The sequence below is a fragment of the Brevibacillus invocatus genome (assembly GCF_003710915.1).
GTDB classification, from domain to species: Bacteria; Bacillota; Bacilli; order Brevibacillales; family Brevibacillaceae; genus Brevibacillus; species Brevibacillus invocatus.
This window is the reverse complement of sequence record NZ_RHHR01000008.1, coordinates 29,627-48,903: the sequence shown is the minus strand read 5'-3', so window position 1 is coordinate 48,903 and position 19,277 is coordinate 29,627. Positions and strand designations below refer to the sequence as shown.

Genomic DNA, 19,277 nt, shown 5'->3' with positions numbered 1-19,277 from the left:
TGTGGGTGAACAAATGCGATCGGAAACTTTTCCTGTCCAGACGGTTGTGATAGGCGGTGGTGCTGTAGGGTTGTTGTACGCTGCAAGGCTTGTGCTGAGCGGACATCCAACAACGGTCGTGACGCGAAGTTCGCATCAGGCTGAACAGATAGCCCGGCAGGGAATTACCTTTCATCATTTGGATGGGAGAGTATGTACAATCCCGATGGCAGCAAGATCTGTCGAACAGGCTTTGCCTGAAGGCGGCTTGTACATTCTTACCGTAAAGCAAACCGACCTGCCAGGACTGATTCCCGCATTGAGGCAAATCCACAAAAGCATCATACCCGTCATTGCGATGCAAAATGGCATGGGTCATCGGGAAATGCTTTCAGAGGTACTGCTCGATGGGCAATGCTTCTTCGGGATCAACTCGGAAGGAGCCAGGCGCTTGTCTGGCACAGAGGTGGTTCATACAGGAAACGGTTCACTTCGTGTCGGTCCTTGGGAGAGGGGACATGCACACGATCCTGTGGTTCAGGCTTTCGTGGACTGGGCAAACTCGAACCAAATCATAGCCAGCTACGAGGAATCGATCCAACCGTTTGCATGGCGAAAGCTGGTCGCAAATGCGTTGATCAATCCGTTAACCGCGATTTTTGAAGTCCCCAACGGGGGGTTGCTTGAAAATCCGTACACCGTAGGCTTGATGCGTGAGCTTTTTAATGAAGCGACGACAGTAGCCAACCATTACGGACAAAAATTGGGGGAAACGGATTGGCAGGAAATAATTACAATTTGTCGAAATACTTCCCGAAATCTTTCCTCCATGCTGCAGGATGTGAAGCGCCACAGGCAGACGGAGGTAGAGGCGATCAATGGTTATCTCGTCAATAAGGGTAAAGAAGCAGGAATACCCACACCGCTGCACGAAAGCTTGCTTCGCGTGATCCTTCTCAAGACGAGCATGGGAAAAGAGAAGGTGGGAGGCGACAGTACATGACCATCGTGGCCAATGTCTGGTCCTACTTATGGGGTACACTGACCGTTATACCGTTTTTGGGATTTCCAATTGCCTATTTCCTATTATATGCGTGGAAACGGGACAAGCGGTTGGCTGGCCGCTGGGCGATAAATATCACGAATCTTTTGTTGATTCGTTCGGTAGTCGTCGCGTACAGCGAAATATGGCCTGAAGCCATGTCAGCTTGGTGGTGGATTGCTTGCTTCTATCTTGTCTTCATCTCGCTGCTTGGCTGGATGCAAGTGAAGTGGAAAGGGAAGCTATCCTTAAGAAAGATCGGCTTTTCCGCATGGCGCTTGTCGTTTCTCTTGTTTGGACTCATCTACGTAGTGCTGATTACGACAGGGATTGTCAAAACCATGAGTGTCGTATAGAAGCACTTTTGTTGATACATAATCGTTTCTATTCCGATAAGAAAGAAGGTTGGAAATATGCGACTTCCCATCGAGACCATCGGACACAAGATTCGAATGATTCGGAAAGAGCGCGGCTTTACTCTGGAGATCATGGCGAACAAAACAGGGTTAAGCAAAGGCCTGCTCAGTCAAGTGGAGCGGGGAATTTCACAGCCGTCCTTGGACTCCCTGTGGAAAATCACCAAGGCTCTCGAGTCACCCATCATTCACTTTTTTGAAGATATTGACCAAAAACAGGTGCATGTTACTCGCCAGCAAAAGCGCAGACAACTCGTATTTCCTGAATCAACGGGTACGTATTCGCTGCTCTCTATGGGAGGAAGTGCCAAGCTTGGCATGCTGGAGGTACGGCTCAAGCCAGGCGAAATGGCCGTCGATAAATTTGTACAAACGGAGGGCGAAGAGTGTTTTACTGTCGTGACAGGCAGTGTAGTAGCCCGTTTTAATGATGAAGAGCATGTGCTGGAAGCGGGAGACAGTATCTCGTTTGACAGCGCGAAAAATCACGCGATTGAAAATACGGGCGATCAAGAAGCGGTTTTGATCTGGTCCGTTACACCTCCGCAATTTTAAAAAACACATACCTACACTTCGACAACCCATTCGCGTGGGTTGTTTTCTTTTTTAAAGGGGAGGGTGCATGATATAATTTGCGAGAGAGACCACGGTCCTGAAGAAAGGTGAGCATGTCATGAACGTTGAAAGTGTTACGCTTCCGCTAGCCAATCGACTGGCAAAAGAATACCTGCAAGGAAAAGAGCTGGCGCAATCCTTTTTTAACTACCAGCCATACCGCAAAGAATCTTATCAGCAACGCCTGGACTGGCTTCGCAGCCGGCCATACGCGCATCGGGAAGAGCTGGTGGAAGGATTATATACGTACAATCAAAAGATGGGGAACCACGAAGAAGCGTTGAAACGGATTGAAGCGCTCAAGCATCCAGATACCTATGTCGTGATTGGTGGACAGCAGGCGGGTGTGTTGACTGGGCCTCTCTACACGGTTCATAAAGCCATTCATTTGATTCAGGCAGCAAAAAAATGGTCCAAAGAGCTGCAGGTAGAAGTCGTGCCTATCTTTTGGATCGCAGGGGAAGACCATGATATCGACGAGATCGATCATGTGTATTGGCTGACTGACAAAGAGAGACGCTTGCACAAGGAAAGAATGCAACTGAATCGGAAAGGACGCCTATCTGCCAGCCAGATGCCGCTGGATGAGCAGGCTTATTCCACCTTTCTTCAGCAGTTTTTTGCCGGACAGACAGAGACCGTGCACACGCAGGAGATTCGCCACATGCTTGAGGAGACCGCTTCAGCCTCGACAACCATTGTGGAATGGTTTGCAAGGATTATGGCACAGCTGTTCGGCAAGCATGGACTCGTGCTGGTAGAATCGTCATCTCCCTATATTCGCGAACTGGAACAGCCGATGTTCGCTAAAGTCATCGAAAAAAATGAACAGCTTGCCGCTATTCTGACCCAAACCGCTGACCGGATCGCCCAGGCAGGGTATCCGTTGCAATTGCAGGTGGAAGAGCACCAGGCCAATCTCTTTCTTTATGAGGGTGGCGAAAGGCTTTTGTTGGAGCGGTACGGGGATCGTTTTGTCAATAGACGATGTACGTACACCCGTGATGAGCTGATCCAGCTGGCTTCCCGTGAGCCACAGCGCTTTAGTGCCAACGTCGTAACGCGTGGCCTGATGCAGGAGCATCTCTTCCCGACACTAGCGTTCATAGGAGGACTTGGAGAGGTCGCTTACTGGGCGTATTACAAGGAGGTATTTGCTGCGTTTGACATGCAGATGCCGATCGTTCTACCGCGTATGTCCATCACGTTGCTGGAAGGAGCGGTGGAAAGACTGCTGGCTGGCTTTGAGCTCAATGTCGAGCATGCCCTTACTGACTTTGCAGCATGGAAGACAAAGCAGGAGACCACGCAGGCAAGACACCCGCTAGAGAAAAATTTTGCTGATGTCCGAGAGTCCATGCTGGCTATGTACCGTCCATTAGTGGATGAAGTAGTCGCGATGGACGGCGGATTGCGGGGATTAGCTGAAAAGAACGTTTCCTTGCTCCTGGAACAGGTGAACTTTTTGGAAACGCGGTTGCTTCGTTCCCTGGAGGAGCGTGAGGATGTACAATCGCACCGTCTAAAGCGAATCGAGGCTAGCCTGATGCCCGAGGGTGGCTTGCAGGAAAGAAAGCTGAATCTGTTTGCGTATGCCAACAAATACGGTCTGTCACTTATAGACCGTTTGGTGGAAGCGCCGTTCTCCGATGACGGAAGCCACCAGATCTTCCACGTCTAAAAAGTAGGACTTTGGACATTATTTCCTGCGAATATGCTGAAACATTCTCGACAAATTCTGCGTCTTACCCAGTATAGGAATACTCCTGCGAAAGGGGAGATTGTAAGGTGCAGAAAAAGTTGCGACTCATCGGAAAACGAATTGGACTAAAGGCTCTGGTACTGTCCCTTGTACTGACAGGTGCAACCGTGGGAGGTTTAGACCGGGCAAAAGCGAAAATGGATGCCACGTCGATTTCTGCTCCTTTTTCGGACATTCATGGTCATTGGGCCTCCAAGGAAATAGCAGTGGCGACGAAGCAAGGACTCATTCGCGGATTTCCGGATGGGACCTTCCGACCGGAACAGACCATTTCACAAGAAGAGTTTCTCGTGATGATCGAACGGGTCATCCCTTCCTTTCCAGGTAATCAGCCTGATGATTTCTCACGGGAGACCTACCTCTCCAAGGTAAAGGGACGGTGGTCCGAGGGAACCTATACGCATTTACTGGCTGCAGGAATTACGCCAACAGGCAATCCGACGGACTCGCTGGATCGGCTGGAGGGTGCGAGGCTCATGCTTGCAGCCTTGGGCCATCAGTCCGAAGGTGAAAAATACAGGGGAACAAAATCCAAATTTTTTAGCGATCTGTCCGTGGAAAATGAAGGTCAGGTGATGACGGTCTATCCTGCCTATAAGATGGGTATCATTACGGGCTATCCGGATGGAACCTTCCGTGCAGATGAAAAGGTAAGCCGTGCGCAAGCTGTAGTCCTTCTCTCACGATTGTCCCAACAAATCGAGGAATTGTTCCCGGGAAGAGTGTCAGAGGAAGAAAAGCAGAGCATGACCAAGCTGGTTTCTACCTTTGTAGGCCAGGTTATGGATAAAGAGCGAATCCGACGCTTTGATGAACTGGTCAAATACGTGGAAAAAGAAAAAGCACCCGTAAGTCAGCAGTTTTTACGCGAGCATTTCTCTTTCATGAATTACGAGGTCTATGACTACGTTCGTTTCCCTCGATTTAATGAGTTGATCTACTACGCCAAGATCGGCAACGACAAATATCGGATGACTGTCCAATACTACTCCGGTGAGCTAGGAGGCAGTGTTGACAAGACATTTTACCTGTCGTCCGCGGATGGCAAAACGTTTCGATTGATCGGAAAAGACGAATAGACACACAAAAGGCGTGCTGCAATAGCACGCCTTTCTCATTTTGCCGAATAGAAGCTGAAATTTTGTTAGGCAGATAGCGACTGCCCAGAACCTTTATTGATTCTTTTGCTTCCAATCAAAATGAGTGCAGCTGCGATCGCAAGCGGGTAGAGCGCCGACCAACCCAGGAAGGGGTATAGACCTGCTGTGAAGATCAGGGAGGTCCAGGAAGCGATGCGCCCGACCCGATTGTCTCGCAACAGCTTGACACCAGCCAGGCATCCACCAATATACGTGGCGATGAAGGTGGAATTAGGAAGCTCAATCAAGCGTGATAAATCGATCAGTCCCAGATACAGAGTGGTCAGGACGAGGACAAAGCACATGGCCAAAAAGAGAAGTCCTCCGGTTGGCGTCTGGTATTTTGGATGCAATTTGCCAAACCAGCGAGGAGCAATGTTCTCTTGCGAAAGGGCGAAAGCAATGCGGGAGGCTGCACCTACATAGGCATTCGCGGTAGCGATACAAATAAAGAGGGCCGTGATCGCGACGATCCAGCCGCCAACGGGACCAAGGGAAAGCTGGATCATTACACTCAGCGAAGCAGCGGAAATCCCGACACCATAGCTGTGGGTGGCGACAGTCATAAAGGCCACACCAAAATACAACAGTGCGACAATGCCGGCACTCCATAGAACACCGCGAATCGCATTTTTCGATGGATCGACAAACTCTTCGGATAGATGGGTCACTGCTTCCCAGCCAATAAAGCACCAGAACATCAAGACGGCTGCCTGTATCACGCTAAGCCAGCCATTCGGTGCAAATGGTACGAAATGCTCAGCAGAAGTATGGGGGATTGCAGCAATCACAGCCAAAATCAGGATGGACAAGATGAGTGATACGACAATCGTCTGGACGCGAGCCGCCACATGGAGACCGATTACATTCATCCCGAGAACCGTCAGAAGAATCAATCCTGCACACAGATACACCTGTAACTCGCCCCATTGAAAGAGAACAGCAAGGTAATGAGCGCCTGTGACGCTTAGGATGGGAGCACCTATAGGTACCGAAAGCAGGAAAAACCATCCGACCATGTTGCCAAAGCGGTCGCCGTACGCAGTCCGAACGAAGGTAGAAACACCTCCAGCACTGGGAAAGCGGGCTGAAAGCAGGCCCATCGTAATCGCCATCGGGAGAACGAGGACAGACATGAGCAGCCACGCTACGATAGAGGCTGGCCCTGCTTTTTCAGCTGCCAACCCAGGTATGAGCAGTACGCCTGAACCGAGGACGGAGCCAATATATAAAGCAACAATCTGTGTCAGTCCAAGCGTTTTGGACAGACCGGGTGATGAGGCTACACCCTTTTCCATATCCTATCCCTCACTTTTAATAAACTGTATGCGTAGTGTAGCATAGACTTTGAAATCGGAGATATCTATAATATTAAATAATATGCATCGAAAAAATCGAATTGAAAGGGAGAGAGAGCATGGACACCCGCTATTTGCAGACCTTTCGAGAAGTTGCGAAATGGCAAAGCTTTACGCGGGCAGCTGAAGTTTTAGGCTATGCCCAGTCCAGTATTACCGTACAAATTCAAAATCTGGAAACTGAATTCGGCGTGTCTCTCTTCGAACGCTGGGGCCGAAAAATCAGACTAACACATGCGGGAGAAGTCCTTCTCGACTACACCGAACAGATGCTGGCTCTATTGGACGAAGCGAAGGGGCAGCTGTCTGAACATGCCCAGCTAGCAGGCACACTAAGCGTTGGAACGGTAGAATCTTTAGCTGCTTTTTACCTTCCGCCCTATGTGCAAAAGTTTCGACAGGAGCACCCGCAGATGCGTGTACTGCTGCATCCGGGGATTTGTCATGAATTGCGACAAGGGGTTAAAGAAGGAACGTACGACTTTGCTTTTATTCTCGACAAATGGCAAGAAAATGCCGATTTGATCACCGTCAATCTGGGTGAAGAAGAGCTGGTGGTTGTCTCCTCACCCGACCACCGGCTAAGTAAGCTCGAACAGGTAGAAGCCACAGATTTTTCCGGAGAAAACTGGATCTTTACTGAGGCGGGATGCAGCTACCGTTCACTGCTGGAGTCTGTCTTGCGGGAGGCGGGTTCCACAGTGCATTCAGCGCTGGAGTTCGGCAGCATGGAAGCGATCAAGCAATGTGTCGCCCACGATCTGGGTATCGCGCTGATCCCGAAAATCGCGGTGAAGGATGAAGTGAAAAGCGGCAAGCTGGCTATTCTCTCTTTTTTCCATCCGGACATTCGCGTGTTCCGGCAATTGATTTACCACCAGAAAAAGTGGATGCCTCAAGCCTTGCGCTTTTTCCTGGAGCTGCTGAAAAAGGGCGGACTCGACTTTGATCCAAAGGCTCGTCTGGCGAGTGTGCAATCAGATTGGCGAGAATAGGAAAAACAGATGATCGCTGATCTTGCGTATGATATGATAGAAGCTAAGTTGTTTTTGAGATGAAGGAGGTTCATGTTCGCATGAATAGTGTAGAAGAAAGCATTGTAAAAGATATGGGATTGGCTCACAACGGCCACCTGAAAATTGACTGGGTACAAGAACATATGCCCGTCCTGAATCGTATTCGCGAGCGTTTTGAAAAAGAAAAGCCTTTTGCTGGGCTGAAAGTAGCAATCTCCCTTCACCTGGAAGCGAAAACCGCTTACCTCGCGAAGGTTGTTCAAGCGGGTGGCGCTGAAGTGACGATCACTGGCTCCAACCCACTTTCTACGCAAGACGATGTGTGCGCAGCGCTGGTGGAAGACGGTATTCGCGTATTTGCGAAATACAACCCGGATCCAGCTGAGTATAAAGAACACCTGATCAAGACCCTGGAAACCCGTCCTGACCTGATCATTGACGACGGTGGCGATCTGGTAACTATCCTGCACAGCGAGCGTCGCGATTTGTTGGCGCAAGTGCGTGGCGGTGCAGAAGAAACGACGACAGGTATCCTTCGCCTGAAGGCTTTGGAAAAAGAAGGCAAGCTGGAATTCCCGATGGTAGCAGTGAACGATGCTTTCTGCAAATACTTGTTTGACAACCGCTATGGTACTGGCCAATCTGTTTGGGATGGTATCAACCGTACGACAAACCTCGTCGTGGCTGGAAAAACGGTTGTTGTTGTGGGTTACGGCTGGTGCGGTAAAGGCGTGGCTATGCGTGCAAAAGGCCTGGGCGCGAAAGTTATCGTAACCGAAATCGACGCGATCAAAGCGGTAGAAGCTTACATGGACGGCTTCGAAGTGATGCCAATGAGCGAAGCGGCTAAACATGGCGATTACTTCGTGACCGTTACAGGTAATCGCGACGTCATTCGCAAAGAGCACTTCGAAGTGATGAAAGATGGCGCTATCCTTTCCAACGCAGGTCACTTCGATGTCGAAGTAAACAAAGTGGAACTGAAGGAAATGTCGACATCCACGCGCATTGTGCGTAAAGACATCGAGGAATTTGTCATGGCTGATGGTCGAAAAGTGTATCTCCTGGCAGAAGGCCGCCTCGTGAACCTGGCTGCTGGAGATGGACATCCGGCTGAAATTATGGACATGACCTTCGCGCTGCAAGCCGTTTCTCTGGCCTATGTGAACGAGCAGTACAAAAATATCGGCAAGCAAGTACTGAACGTGCCATATGAGCTGGATGCGATGGTTGCTCAATACAAATTGGAAGCACTGGGACTCGGTATCGACAAATTGACCGACGAGCAAAAAGCATACCTGGATAGCTGGGTCGAATAAGCTCGCGAAAACCGTCCTTTCCCGGCAAAAAAATAAACGAAAAAATCCTGCATACAAATGCGGGATTTTTTTTGTATAATAGCAAGTAGGTAGCAAAGTGGGGAAAAGTGGGGGAAAGTGGAGCCGCTTGAACGGAAAGTGGGGGAACCGGGCTTGTTCATGGGTGAATATCAGCACAGCATCGATGAAAAAGGTCGTCTGACCATCCCTGCCAAGTTCCGTGAAGGATTGGGCAGTTCCTTTGTCATGACCCGCGGTTTGGACCAATGTTTGTTTGCCTACCCGCTGGACGAATGGAAACAACTGGAGGAGCGTCTCAAAACGCTACCTTTCACCAAGGCGGACGCTCGTGCTTTTACGCGCTTCTTCTTTTCAGGAGCGACTGAATGTGACTGGGACAAGCAGGGAAGGGTAAACATACCTCAAAATCTGCGTGACCATGCTGCTATTCAAAAAGAATGTGTCGTCATCGGAGTATCCAATCGCGTTGAGGTTTGGAGCAAGGAGCGTTGGGAAGCGTACTTTGCGGAATCGGAAGGCTCGTTTGGAGAGATTGCCGAAAAGCTGGTTGATTTCAATTTGTAACAGCAAGAAGAACGGGAGTGACGATCTTGTCGTTTCATCATGTAACCGTATTGCGGGAAGAAGCAGTCGCTGGACTGAACATCCGACCAGGAGGCATCTATGTGGATTGCACCTTGGGTGGAGCAGGGCACAGCAGCCTGATAGCCTCTCAGCTGACAGATGGCGGACGTCTCATCGCTATCGATCAGGATGACTGGGCCTTGGATCATGCGCGCGAACGCTTGGCAACCGCTATGGATAAAGTAACTCTGGTAAAGAGCAATTTTCGCCATATCAAGGAAATAGTGAACGACCTGGATCTGGAGGGAGTAGACGGGATATTGTTTGATCTCGGTGTTTCTTCTCCACAGCTGGATGAGGGTGAACGGGGTTTCAGCTACAATGCAGATGCTCCCCTCGACATGAGAATGGACCAGCAAGCTCCTCTCTCGGCCTACGACATCATTAATGAGTGGGATGAAGAAGAGATTGCGCGAGTGATTTGGGAATATGGGGAAGAGAAATTTTCCCGGCGAATTGCCCGGCAAATCGTGGAGAATCGGAAGAAAAAACCGGTCGAGACGACGGGTGAGCTCGTTGAAATCATTAAGGAAGCGATACCGGCTGCAGCCAGACGTACAGGACCACATCCGGCCAAGCGCACCTTTCAGGCGATTCGTATCGCGGTTAATGACGAGCTGGACGCATTTAAAGAAGCGATTATCGATGCCATTTCCGTGCTGCGTCCAGGCGGAAGAGTGAGTGTCATCACGTTCCATTCGCTGGAGGATCGGATTTGCAAACAGATTTTTCAGGAGTATTCCAAGGGATGTACGTGTCCGCCAGCCTTTCCGATCTGTGCCTGCGGCAATCAGGCAACGGTAAAAGTGATCACCAGAAAGCCGGTACTGCCTTCAGATGATGAATTGGAAGCGAATCCGAGAGCACGTTCAGCCAAGCTGCGTGTTGCCGAAAAACTGTAAATACTTCATGGCTCAATAAGGGGGTTAGAAAATGAGCTACTACTACCGGGGAAACCTGGCGATGGAATTGGAACAGGAACAGCAAACCCGCACCGTAACGAAAACCAAACGCACGATCCGGATGAAACCGACGATTCCAACAGGGGAGAAGCTACTGTATTTGCTCTTCATCTCACTGACTGTAGCCGGGTTGGGTTTTGTGGGGGTGCGTTACTCGCAAATCTCCCAATATAACTACGATATACAAAGTGTCAAAAAGGAAAATCGCCTGTTGACTGAACAAAACGCCGCCTTGCATTTGCAAATCGAGCAAATGAGCAACCGGGACCGCATTCAAGGAGAAGCAGAACGCCAAGGAATGGTCTTCGACCCAGCAGCTGTGCACGTGATCGGCAAAGGCAACGTGGTAGTGAGTAGCCCGGTGCCAACTTCAGAGCCATCACAACAGACAACCCAACGATAATCATAATGTTACTTGCGAATAGCAAAGTAACATTTTTTCTTAAGTGAGAGTGTAGCAGATACGCGTTCTCATCTCATGAAAGATGCCACGAAAACCGATAACAACAAGGATGCCTACAAGAGTTCCGACATTGAATACATAGCGGAATATGTCTTGCGTTTGGAGTGACGACAATGGATACAAAGAGGCGCGTGAATTGGCGAATTCTCATGTTCGCGTTGTGCGTGATTCTTGGATTTTCCGGACTAAGTATGAGAATGTGGTGGCTGCAGTCCGTAGAAGCTGCCAAGATCATGGATTATGCCCGAAGCCAATGGGATTGGGAAAAGACGTTGAAACCAAAACGCGGAGCCATCATGGATCGGAACGGAGAAATTCTCGCTTATGAAGGCAAGGCCTATACGGTTAACGCAAGGCTCAAGCCCATGCACGAGAAAGATCAGGATTACGTTAAGGATCCCTATTATACGGCGACAACCCTTTCCCGTATTCTGGGTGCTCCCGTGGATTCGCTGCTAAAACCACTGACCAATCCGAAGTCCAAGGTCGTTTTGTTGGGGCGTTGGGGTAACAAAATTACGGAAGAACAGAAAAAGCAGATTGAGCAAGCCCAGTATCCGAAATTGCCGAGCGGTGAGGAAGTCAAAACGAATCAGCTGCCAGGCATTTATTTGACAGAGACAACTCGCCGTTTTTATCCGAACAACAGCTTTGCCGCCCACGTCTTGGGGTATTTGGATTTCGACGATAACCCCAAAATGGGGCTGGAGCTGCAGCTGGACGAGCAACTCCGCGGTGAAAAAGGCGAGATGGCGGTGATGACAGATGGCGCTGGCTATCAGCTGCCAGACGGTGAGCACAAGTACAAGCCCGCACAGGATGGCAGCAATGTCTACCTGACGATCGACAGGCAAATCCAGGATTACGTGGAACAGGCACTGGATATCGCGGAACGTGACTTTAAGCCAAAAGGACTGATGGTCGTTGTTTCTGACCCGCAAACCGGCGAGATTTTGGCGATGGGGAATCGTCCGCAGTTTAATCCGAACACGTATTATAACGGGATTACCAACTTTACCAACCATGCGGTTACCTCGATGTTTGAACCGGGATCCACGTTTAAAATTATTACCCTGGCTGCGGCGATCGAAGAGGGGATGTTCAATCCGAATGAGCCTTATCAATCCGGGACATATACCATCAAAGGCCAGACGCCGATCCGCGACCACAACAACGGTCGAGGCTGGGGCAAGATCAACTTTCTGGAAGGTGTACAGCGCTCTAGTAACGTGGTATTCGTCATTATGGGTTACGAACGTTTGAAACTGGAGAAATTGAAAGGCTACTTCGAGAAATTTGGCATTGGGTTCATCACGGGAATTGAGCTGCCGTATGAGAAAAAGGGGAATATTGCCAACCTGGAAAACCCGCGCTCTCCGCGCGACTGGGCAGTTACTACCTTTGGTCAAGGGGTGACCGTGACGGCGATTCAGCAGATTGCGGCAGTTGGAGCGATTGCGAACGGTGGAGAACTGTTGAAGCCGCGTATCATCAAGGAAATGCGAGACCCGCATACAGGAGCTGTCGAACATCGCAGTGAGAGAGAAGTAGTACGACGTGTGGTCAGTGCTGCGACTGCCAATCAAACCCGCGATATTCTTGAAACTGTTGTAACTGGGGAAGCGGGTACCGGAAAGTCCTATAAAATTGAGGGCTACCATGTGGCTGGTAAGACCGGGACCGCTCAAAAATACGAAAATGGAAAGCTGATGGATGGACATTACATCGCTTCCTTTATTGGCTTTGCACCGAAGGACAACCCGCGATTGTTAGTCTATGTCGTCGTCGATGACCCCGATATGAGGGACTACACCCAATACGGTGGGAAAATTGTCGCGCCGATCTTCAAATCAATCATGGAGCGCAGCTTGCAATATTTGCAGCAACAGCCTGATCTGAAGACGGTAGAAGGAAAAGACAAGAACAAAAAACAAGCAGTAGCGCAACAGGCTAGCCTGACACCTGTAAAAGAGCTGACGTTGCCCAAATTCGTAGATATGGCCACGGCGACCGCTCAGATGAGAGCCAAACAGGATGAACTGCAAGTCACTGTGATCGGAACGGGAACGAAAATTGTAGAACAGTACCCGGCTCCCTACTCAAAAGTTGTATCCGGACAGCAGATCGTATTGGTTACGGACCGTGTTCAAGGCACGAAGATGCCTGATCTGACGGGCAAATCCTTACGTGATGTAATGGAATTCACCTCTATTTTGCACATGCAGGTTAAACCGACGGGGGTCGGGTTTGTCGCACAGCAAAGCATTCCGCCAGGGACTCAGCTCCAGGGAGGAGAGACCCTCATGGTGACGCTCAAGTCTGAGTCAGAGCCGCTCGCGCCGACTGCTCCGATTGACGGTCAGACAGAAGGACCTGCGGATACTCCAGCAGCGGGCACAGATGCCCAGCCACCTCCTGAAACGCCTCCTGAGGCTCCTGTTCAGTCTTCAGGAGAAGTAGACGAGGCTGGTATACCCCCTGATGCTGGGACGTCTGAAACGGCAAATACAGAGCAATCAAGCACCACCCCATAGCAGTTCTAATGAGTCCCCCCGACGAATAGGGTTAGAAGAGACAACCTATCCGAGGGGGGACTCGTTTGCGAGTATCCAACGCTACCGTACGCCGTCGTATTTTTGTTGCACTGGTGATTGGGATCGTATTGTACACGGCATTGATTACCCGCTTGGGGTATGTGCAGTTGATAGAAGGACCTCGCCTGGCAGAGATGGCGGGTGATTTGCTTCAGCGCAATATCGACTTTCAACCCAACCGGGGGCGGATTCTGGACCGCAACGGCAACGAGCTCGTTTCGAACATCACGGTCCCGACAATCGTAGTTGTACCCGCACAGATCAAAGATCCGCAAGGCACCGCCCAGCAGCTCGCTGTGATCTTGGGGCAAAAAGAAGAGGAGATCTTCAAGGCGATTACCAAAAGGGCAATGAGCAATGATAAAATTCCGGGCGGACGCAAGATCTCGGAAGAGACAGCCAGAAAGATTCAAGAATTAAACCTCCCGGGAATCTACCTCGCGGGTGACACCAAGCGTTTCTATCCCAATGGAACCATGGCTGCCCATATCTTGGGCTTCACCGGGATCGACAATCAAGGGCTGACTGGATTGGAACGAATCTACGATACCTTTTTGCAAGGGAAGAAAGGATATATCTCCTATCCTTCAGATGCACGAGGTCGGGTGTTGCCGGGGGGCACTGAAGAGTATGTGGCTCCTGTAGATGGAATGGACATGTATTTAACCATAGACAGTACGATTCAGTCTTTTATCGAAAGAGAGCTGGATCAGGCGGTGGTGGCGTATCAGCCGGGTGACGTTCTGGCGATTGCGATGAATCCGAAGACAGGAGAAATTTTGGGTATGGGCAGTCGCCCCACTTTTCAGCCTGATCAATACCGGGACTATCCCATAGAGGTATACAATCGTAATTTGCCGATCTGGAAGACCTACGAGCCAGGATCGACCTTCAAAATCGTCACGCTTGCTGCCGCCCTAAATGAGGGCGTGATCACTCTGGACGAGGGGTTCTATGACCCGGGCTTCATCAACGTAGCGGGCAAGCGTCTGCGCTGCTGGAAGCGACAGGGACACGGGCAGGAAACCATGCTGGAAGTTGTAGAGAATTCCTGCAATCCGGGCTTTGTCACGATGGGACAACGCCTCCAAAAAGAACGGCTATTTGAATACATTAAGAAGTTCGGATTTGGCCAAAAAACGGGCATCGATCTGATCGGAGAAGAAAATGGATTGCTCTTCAATCTCAACCGTGTCGGCCCTGTGGAGCTGGGGACTACTTCCTTCGGGCAAGGTGTATCGGTGACGCCGATCCAGCAAATGGCTGCGGTCTCTGCCGCGATCAACGGTGGCAAGCTGATGAGGCCGTACGTCGCCAAGGAATGGCGAGACAGTGTGACGCACGATGTCATCGGACGAACGCTGCCGACTGAAGTCCGGCAGGTCATCAAGCCGGAAGTATCCGAGAAGGTACGCTACGCGCTGGAGAGTGTAGTGGCTCGCGGTACGGGAGGAAAGGCCTATATTGAAGGCTATCGGGTTGGCGGCAAGACGGGTACCGCGCAAAAAGTGAAGAACGGCAGATACATGGATGGAGAGTACATCGTATCCTTTATCGGTTTTGCTCCAGCAGATGATCCGCAGATTGTCGTCTACTTTGCGGTGGACAATCCAAAGGCACTGGCTTTTGGCGGATTGATTGCAGCTCCCAGTGTCAAAAGCATCATTGAATCCTCGTTGCAGCATCTGCAGGTTGAAAAGCGAAAAGACGGAATATCCAAAGAGATCAACAAGGCTTTGGGTGAAAGAAGTCCGATCGAAGTTCCCAACATGGTGGGGCAGAGCATGCAGGATGTAGTGACCACCTATGAGACTCTCCCGCTCGTCGTATCAGGTAAAGGCAAATACGTCGTTTCACAAGCTCCGGCAGCAGGCGTAAAAATCGAAGAGGGAGCAAAAATTCGCATCTACCTTGGTGACAAATGAAGCAATTAGCTATAAAATGAGTTTTTGGAGGCGGAGGAGAGTAGTCTTGTCTACGGGCGCTCACCTCCGTTCTTTGCAAAAAACACGGGATTTCTGTCTATACTAATGAAAAATGGGGTGCCTGTTATGTTGTTACGAGATCTGCTTTCGCCTCTGTTGCAGAAGAAGGTAAACGGAGATGACAGCATAGAAATAACGGGTTTGACAGCAGACTCGCGCCAGGTAAAGCCCGGTTTCTTGTTTATTTGTTTGACAGGATATACGGTGGATGGCCATTCCTTTGCCGCCAAAGCCGTCGAGTTGGGAGCAGTTGCCGTCCTAACACAGCGGGAGCTTGAGGTTGATGCTACGTTGGTTCAGGTAGGGGATACACGGCGAGCGATGGCCATTTTGGCTGACCGCTTTTTTGGTTCGCCTACGCGTGAATTGAAACTGATCGGCGTAACCGGAACGAACGGCAAGACGACTACAACACACCTGATAGACAAGATTTTGCGCGATCAAAAGAAACAGACAGGGTTGATCGGGACGATCCATATGCGGATCGGCGATGTGAGTGAAGAAGTAAAAAACACGACACCCGATGTTATTGACTTGCAAAGCAGCTTTCGCCGCATGCGCGATATCGAGACGGATTATGCGATCATCGAAGTATCCTCCCATGCGCTGGAACAAGGCCGAGTACGTGGCTGCAATGTACATACTGCTGTATTTACCAATTTGACGCAGGATCATCTTGACTACCACAAGACGATGGAAAACTATCGCTTCGCCAAATCGCTTCTTTTTTCCCAGCTCGGTAATGGCTATGAATGGGATAGCATGAAAACAGCTGTGCTCAACGCCGATGACGAAGCTTCCCAGCTGTTCGCGACGGTTACACCAGCTCGAGTGATCACGTACGGAATCGATCAGCCGGCTGATGTGTTTGCAACAGACATCGAAATCACTGGCAAGGGAACTTCTTTTACAGCTCATACGTTTGCAGGTAGCATCGGGTTACAATTGAAAATGGCGGGGAAATTCAATGTCTACAATGCCCTGGCAGCAATGGCAGCGACGCTTGTGGAAGGAGTGCCGTTGGTGGACATCAAAGCGAGTCTGGAATCGATTCCAGGTGTGAATGGACGCTTTGAAGCCGTGGAAGCCGGGCAGCCATTTACTGTGCTGGTGGACTACTCCCACACACCTGACAGTCTGGAAAACGCGCTTAAGACCGTCAAGGAATTTGCAAAAGGAAGAGTCGTTTGCATCGTAGGCTGCGGTGGTGACCGCGACCGGAGCAAACGCCCGATTATGGCTCAGATTGCAACAAAGTACGCGGATAAAAGCGTCTTAACATCTGATAACCCCAGATCTGAGGACCCGCAAGCCATCCTGGACGACATGCTGGCTGGCCTGGGGGGTGTAGACAAGAGCCGCTATACGACGCAGGTAGACCGGCGTGAAGCAATCTTCCACGCCATAGCGGAAGCTCTGCCTGATGATGTGATCCTGATCGCAGGAAAAGGGCATGAGACGTATCAAATCATAAAAGATCAAGTACTGTCGTTCGACGACCGCGAAGTAGCGCGTGAAGCAATCGCTCAGTACAACCACGAATAGAGATGGATGCAATTGAATAGCATCGAAAGAAAGGAGGGTCGGGCATGTTCGCTGACAACGTACTCATCGTCACGATCGTCGCCGCGTTTCTCATCGCCGTACTCATTGGTCCCTTATTCATCCCATTTCTTCGCCGCCTGAAATTTGGGCAGGCGATCCGGGAGGAAGGGCCGCAGTCTCATAAAAAGAAAGCAGGTACGCCCACAATGGGTGGAACCATCATTCTCTTGGCACTTATTTTTACTGTGTTGAAGTTTGCGAATTCCTCCGTGGAAGTAACCTTTCTTTTGCTGGTGACGCTTGGGTACGGATTGATCGGATTCCTGGATGACTTTATCAAGATCAGAAAAAAACACAACCTGGGATTGACCGCCAAGCAAAAATTTGCGGGGCAGATATTGCTCGGTATTGCTGCATATGCGTTGTTGATCGTGATGGGTCATGACACTTCGCTGCACCTGCCTGGTACCCCGTGGAAGCTGGAACTTGGCTATTTTTACTTTCCATTCCTGCTGTTTTTACTTGTTGGGACCACCAATGCCGTCAATCTCACAGACGGCCTAGACGGACTGTTGGCTGGAACAGGAGCCATCGCGTTCGGTGCTTATGCGATTATTGCCTGGTTCGGACAGAACTACGACACGGCTATCTTCAGTGCGGCTGTCGTCGGTGGAGTCCTTGGTTTTCTCGTCTTCAATGCTCATCCGGCTAGAGTGTTCATGGGGGATACTGGCTCGCTCGCACTAGGCGGAGCCTTGGCAGGGATCGCCATCATGACCAAGACAGAGCTGCTTTTGGCCATCATCGGCGGTGTGTTTGTCGTAGAAACACTCTCTGTCATTCTGCAGGTAGTTTCATTCAAGACAAGAGGAAAACGCATTTTCCGAATGAGTCCGCTCCACCACCATTTTGAATTGACGGGTTGGTCGGAATGGCGTGTTGTGGTCACGTTCTGGCTGGTGGGTATTTTCTTCGCTGGTCTGGGCGTATATCTTGAGGTGGTGACAATCAAATGAATGACTATCGAGATCAACACGTTGTTGTTCTAGGGATGGCCAAAAGCGGTGTAGCAGTGGCAAAACTGTTGCACCGCTTTGGTGCTCATGTCGTCGTAAACGATCAAAAGCCAAGAGAAGAAGCAAGCGGCGCAGACGAGCTGGAAGCGCTGGGAATCACCGTTATCTGCGGATATCATCCGGATGATTTGATTCATCCAGGGGTATCCCTTGTAGTCAAAAACCCCGGCATCCCTTATGAGGCGGCTCCAGTGGCCAAGGCGATGGGGCTAGGGATTCCGATCATTACAGAAGTGGAGCTCGCCTACCAAATCGCGAAGGCACCCATTATTGGAATTACCGGCTCCAACGGAAAGACTACGACCACCACGCTCGTTGGGCTGATCATGAAAGAGGCCGGACTTGAAGCGATGATTGGCGGTAATATTGGCACAGTGCTGTGCGGTTTAGCTGAGACCGCTACAGCTGACCAGTGGCTGGTAGCTGAGTTGAGCAGCTTTCAATTGGCGGGAACGGCAAGCTTTCGTCCACGAATTGGTGTACTGATGAATCTGTACCCTGCTCACCTTGACTATCATCATTCCATCGATGCCTACTTAGAAGCGAAAATGAACATGTTTGCCAATCAAACGGCAGACGATATCGCCATACTCCCACTCGATCAGCCGGAGCTGTTGCCGCGGTTTGCAGAGCTTGCGGCTCGTAAATTCTATTTCAGCAAGCATCAGCAGGTGGAACAGGGAACCTATATACATAACGGCATGATTGTCTACGCGGACGGTAAGGGAAACCGAGAAGAGATCGTCGCGGTTGGGGAGATCACGGTTCCGCATGTGGACAATGCACTGGCCGCAGCGTTAATCACGATACTGGCAGGCGCGGACAAGCAATCGGTCGCCCGCGTATTGACGACCTTCTCAGGCGTCGAGCATCGCATGGAATACGTCGCGAGCATCGATGGGGTCAAGTACTTTAACGATTCCAAAGCAACGAATCCGGAAGCAGCTTCCCGTGCTTTGCAAGCGTGCAAGGAGCCGATTGTTTGGATCTGTGGAGGACTGGATAGAGGTGTGGACTTCAAGGAGCTGATTCCTTTTATCCAGGGTCGGGTAAAGGCGGTCGTTGCTCTGGGGCAGACGGCTGAAATCTTGTTGAAGCGGGCTGAAGAAGCAGGGATTAAGGAACGAATCCATGTCGATACTGTGGAGAAAGCCGTTCTGACTGCTTCTCAATTAGCGAATTCGGGTGATGTAGTGTTGCTAAGCCCGGCTTGCGCAAGCTGGGACATGTTTCCTTCCTTCGAAGCGAGGGGGAGCATGTTTAAGGACGGCGTGCATAGACTTAAAACAAGCCTAGCATAACGTCCCACAGCATCCTATGAAAAGACCAATCAGAGAATCGGGACGGCATGAGAAAGGATG

The 19,277-nt window shown here is 50.4% G+C and carries 16 protein-coding genes; 15 read left to right on the top strand and 1 reads right to left on the bottom strand.

Annotated features, from left to right (window positions below):
- The first annotated feature begins 13 nt into the window (after nucleotides 1-13).
- The 5 genes from EDM52_RS03870 to EDM52_RS03850 all read left to right on the top strand — a co-directional run bounded on the left by EDM52_RS03870 (nucleotide 14) and on the right by EDM52_RS03850 (nucleotide 4,893).
- A complete protein-coding gene (locus EDM52_RS03870) occupies nucleotides 14-982 on the top strand; it encodes a ketopantoate reductase family protein (RefSeq protein ID WP_122907689.1) in 969 nt (322 codons plus the stop codon).
- A complete protein-coding gene (locus EDM52_RS03865; protein WP_122907688.1) occupies nucleotides 979-1,377 on the top strand; it encodes a DUF3397 domain-containing protein in 399 nt (132 codons plus the stop codon). Before EDM52_RS03870 ends, EDM52_RS03865 begins: the two co-directional genes overlap by 4 nt.
- 57 nt (nucleotides 1,378-1,434) lie before the next feature.
- Entirely contained in the window at nucleotides 1,435-1,992 is a 558-nt protein-coding gene (locus EDM52_RS03860) for a helix-turn-helix domain-containing protein (RefSeq protein WP_122907687.1), read from the top strand.
- A gap of 118 nt (nucleotides 1,993-2,110) precedes the next feature.
- Nucleotides 2,111-3,733 (top strand): bacillithiol biosynthesis cysteine-adding enzyme BshC, encoded by a 1,623-nt coding sequence (bshC, locus tag EDM52_RS03855; RefSeq protein WP_122907686.1) that lies wholly within the window; start codon nucleotides 2,111-2,113, stop codon nucleotides 3,731-3,733.
- A 107-nt stretch (nucleotides 3,734-3,840) separates the two neighbouring features.
- Nucleotides 3,841-4,893 (top strand): S-layer homology domain-containing protein, encoded by a 1,053-nt coding sequence (locus EDM52_RS03850; protein WP_122907685.1) that lies wholly within the window; start codon nucleotides 3,841-3,843, stop codon nucleotides 4,891-4,893.
- Nucleotides 4,894-4,958: 65 nt separating this feature from the next.
- Here the strand turns inward: EDM52_RS03850 and EDM52_RS03845 are convergent, their stop codons facing one another.
- A complete protein-coding gene (locus EDM52_RS03845; RefSeq protein WP_122907684.1) occupies nucleotides 4,959-6,251 on the bottom strand; it encodes an APC family permease in 1,293 nt (430 codons plus the stop codon).
- 119 nt (nucleotides 6,252-6,370) lie between these two features.
- Between EDM52_RS03845 and EDM52_RS03840 the strand changes: the two genes are divergently transcribed.
- From EDM52_RS03840 to murD, 10 genes are all read left to right on the top strand, one after another.
- A complete protein-coding gene (locus EDM52_RS03840) occupies nucleotides 6,371-7,306 on the top strand; it encodes a LysR family transcriptional regulator (protein WP_122907683.1) in 936 nt (311 codons plus the stop codon).
- A gap of 80 nt (nucleotides 7,307-7,386) precedes the next feature.
- Nucleotides 7,387-8,646 carry an adenosylhomocysteinase gene (locus EDM52_RS03835; protein WP_122907682.1) on the top strand — a complete coding sequence of 420 codons (1,260 nt, stop codon included), beginning with the start codon at nucleotides 7,387-7,389 and terminating at the stop codon, nucleotides 8,644-8,646.
- A gap of 153 nt (nucleotides 8,647-8,799) precedes the next feature.
- On the top strand, nucleotides 8,800-9,231 hold the full coding sequence (mraZ, locus tag EDM52_RS03830; protein WP_122907872.1) for a division/cell wall cluster transcriptional repressor MraZ: 432 nt from the start codon (nucleotides 8,800-8,802) through the stop codon (nucleotides 9,229-9,231).
- A 17-nt stretch (nucleotides 9,232-9,248) separates the two neighbouring features.
- Entirely contained in the window at nucleotides 9,249-10,193 is a 945-nt protein-coding gene (gene rsmH, locus EDM52_RS03825; protein ID WP_122907681.1) for a 16S rRNA (cytosine(1402)-N(4))-methyltransferase RsmH, read from the top strand.
- 31 nt (nucleotides 10,194-10,224) lie between these two features.
- A complete protein-coding gene (gene ftsL2 / locus EDM52_RS03820; RefSeq protein WP_122907680.1) occupies nucleotides 10,225-10,656 on the top strand; it encodes a cell division protein FtsL in 432 nt (143 codons plus the stop codon).
- A gap of 173 nt (nucleotides 10,657-10,829) precedes the next feature.
- Nucleotides 10,830-13,250 carry a penicillin-binding protein gene (locus EDM52_RS03815; RefSeq protein WP_122907679.1) on the top strand — a complete coding sequence of 807 codons (2,421 nt, stop codon included), beginning with the start codon at nucleotides 10,830-10,832 and terminating at the stop codon, nucleotides 13,248-13,250.
- A 65-nt stretch (nucleotides 13,251-13,315) separates the two neighbouring features.
- Nucleotides 13,316-15,235, top strand: coding sequence for a stage V sporulation protein D (locus EDM52_RS03810; protein WP_122907678.1), 1,920 nt, complete (start codon nucleotides 13,316-13,318; stop codon nucleotides 15,233-15,235).
- A 126-nt stretch (nucleotides 15,236-15,361) separates the two neighbouring features.
- Nucleotides 15,362-16,840, top strand: coding sequence for a UDP-N-acetylmuramoyl-L-alanyl-D-glutamate--2,6-diaminopimelate ligase (locus EDM52_RS03805; protein WP_122907677.1), 1,479 nt, complete (start codon nucleotides 15,362-15,364; stop codon nucleotides 16,838-16,840).
- A 44-nt stretch (nucleotides 16,841-16,884) separates the two neighbouring features.
- The gene (gene mraY, locus EDM52_RS03800) at nucleotides 16,885-17,856 is read left to right on the top strand and encodes a phospho-N-acetylmuramoyl-pentapeptide-transferase (protein WP_122907676.1); all 972 of its coding nucleotides are present in this window, start codon (nucleotides 16,885-16,887) and stop codon (nucleotides 17,854-17,856) included.
- Nucleotides 17,853-19,217, top strand: coding sequence for a UDP-N-acetylmuramoyl-L-alanine--D-glutamate ligase (murD, locus tag EDM52_RS03795; protein ID WP_122907675.1), 1,365 nt, complete (start codon nucleotides 17,853-17,855; stop codon nucleotides 19,215-19,217). The genes mraY and murD overlap by 4 nt, the downstream gene beginning before the upstream one ends.
- The last annotated feature ends 60 nt before the right edge of the window (nucleotides 19,218-19,277 follow it).

Bases quoted from the DNA above. Each gene is read 5' to 3' on its own strand.
- ftsL2 (WP_122907680.1), top strand. From the start codon at position 10,225: ATGAGCTACTACTACCGGGGAAACCTGGCGATGGAATTGGAACAGGAA.
- EDM52_RS03835 (WP_122907682.1), top strand. From the start codon at position 7,387: ATGAATAGTGTAGAAGAAAGCATTGTAAAAGATATGGGATTGGCTCAC.
- mraY (WP_122907676.1), top strand. From the start codon at position 16,885: ATGTTCGCTGACAACGTACTCATCGTCACGATCGTCGCCGCGTTTCTC.
- EDM52_RS03815 (WP_122907679.1), top strand. From the start codon at position 10,830: ATGGATACAAAGAGGCGCGTGAATTGGCGAATTCTCATGTTCGCGTTG.
- EDM52_RS03840 (WP_122907683.1), top strand. From the start codon at position 6,371: ATGGACACCCGCTATTTGCAGACCTTTCGAGAAGTTGCGAAATGGCAA.
- EDM52_RS03805 (WP_122907677.1), top strand. From the start codon at position 15,362: ATGTTGTTACGAGATCTGCTTTCGCCTCTGTTGCAGAAGAAGGTAAAC.
- bshC (WP_122907686.1), top strand. From the start codon at position 2,111: ATGAACGTTGAAAGTGTTACGCTTCCGCTAGCCAATCGACTGGCAAAA.
- murD (WP_122907675.1), top strand. From the start codon at position 17,853: ATGAATGACTATCGAGATCAACACGTTGTTGTTCTAGGGATGGCCAAA.
- EDM52_RS03860 (WP_122907687.1), top strand. From the start codon at position 1,435: ATGCGACTTCCCATCGAGACCATCGGACACAAGATTCGAATGATTCGG.
- EDM52_RS03870 (WP_122907689.1), top strand. From the start codon at position 14: ATGCGATCGGAAACTTTTCCTGTCCAGACGGTTGTGATAGGCGGTGGT.
- EDM52_RS03845 (WP_122907684.1), bottom strand. From the start codon at position 6,251: ATGGAAAAGGGTGTAGCCTCATCACCCGGTCTGTCCAAAACGCTTGGA.
- EDM52_RS03865 (WP_122907688.1), top strand. From the start codon at position 979: ATGACCATCGTGGCCAATGTCTGGTCCTACTTATGGGGTACACTGACC.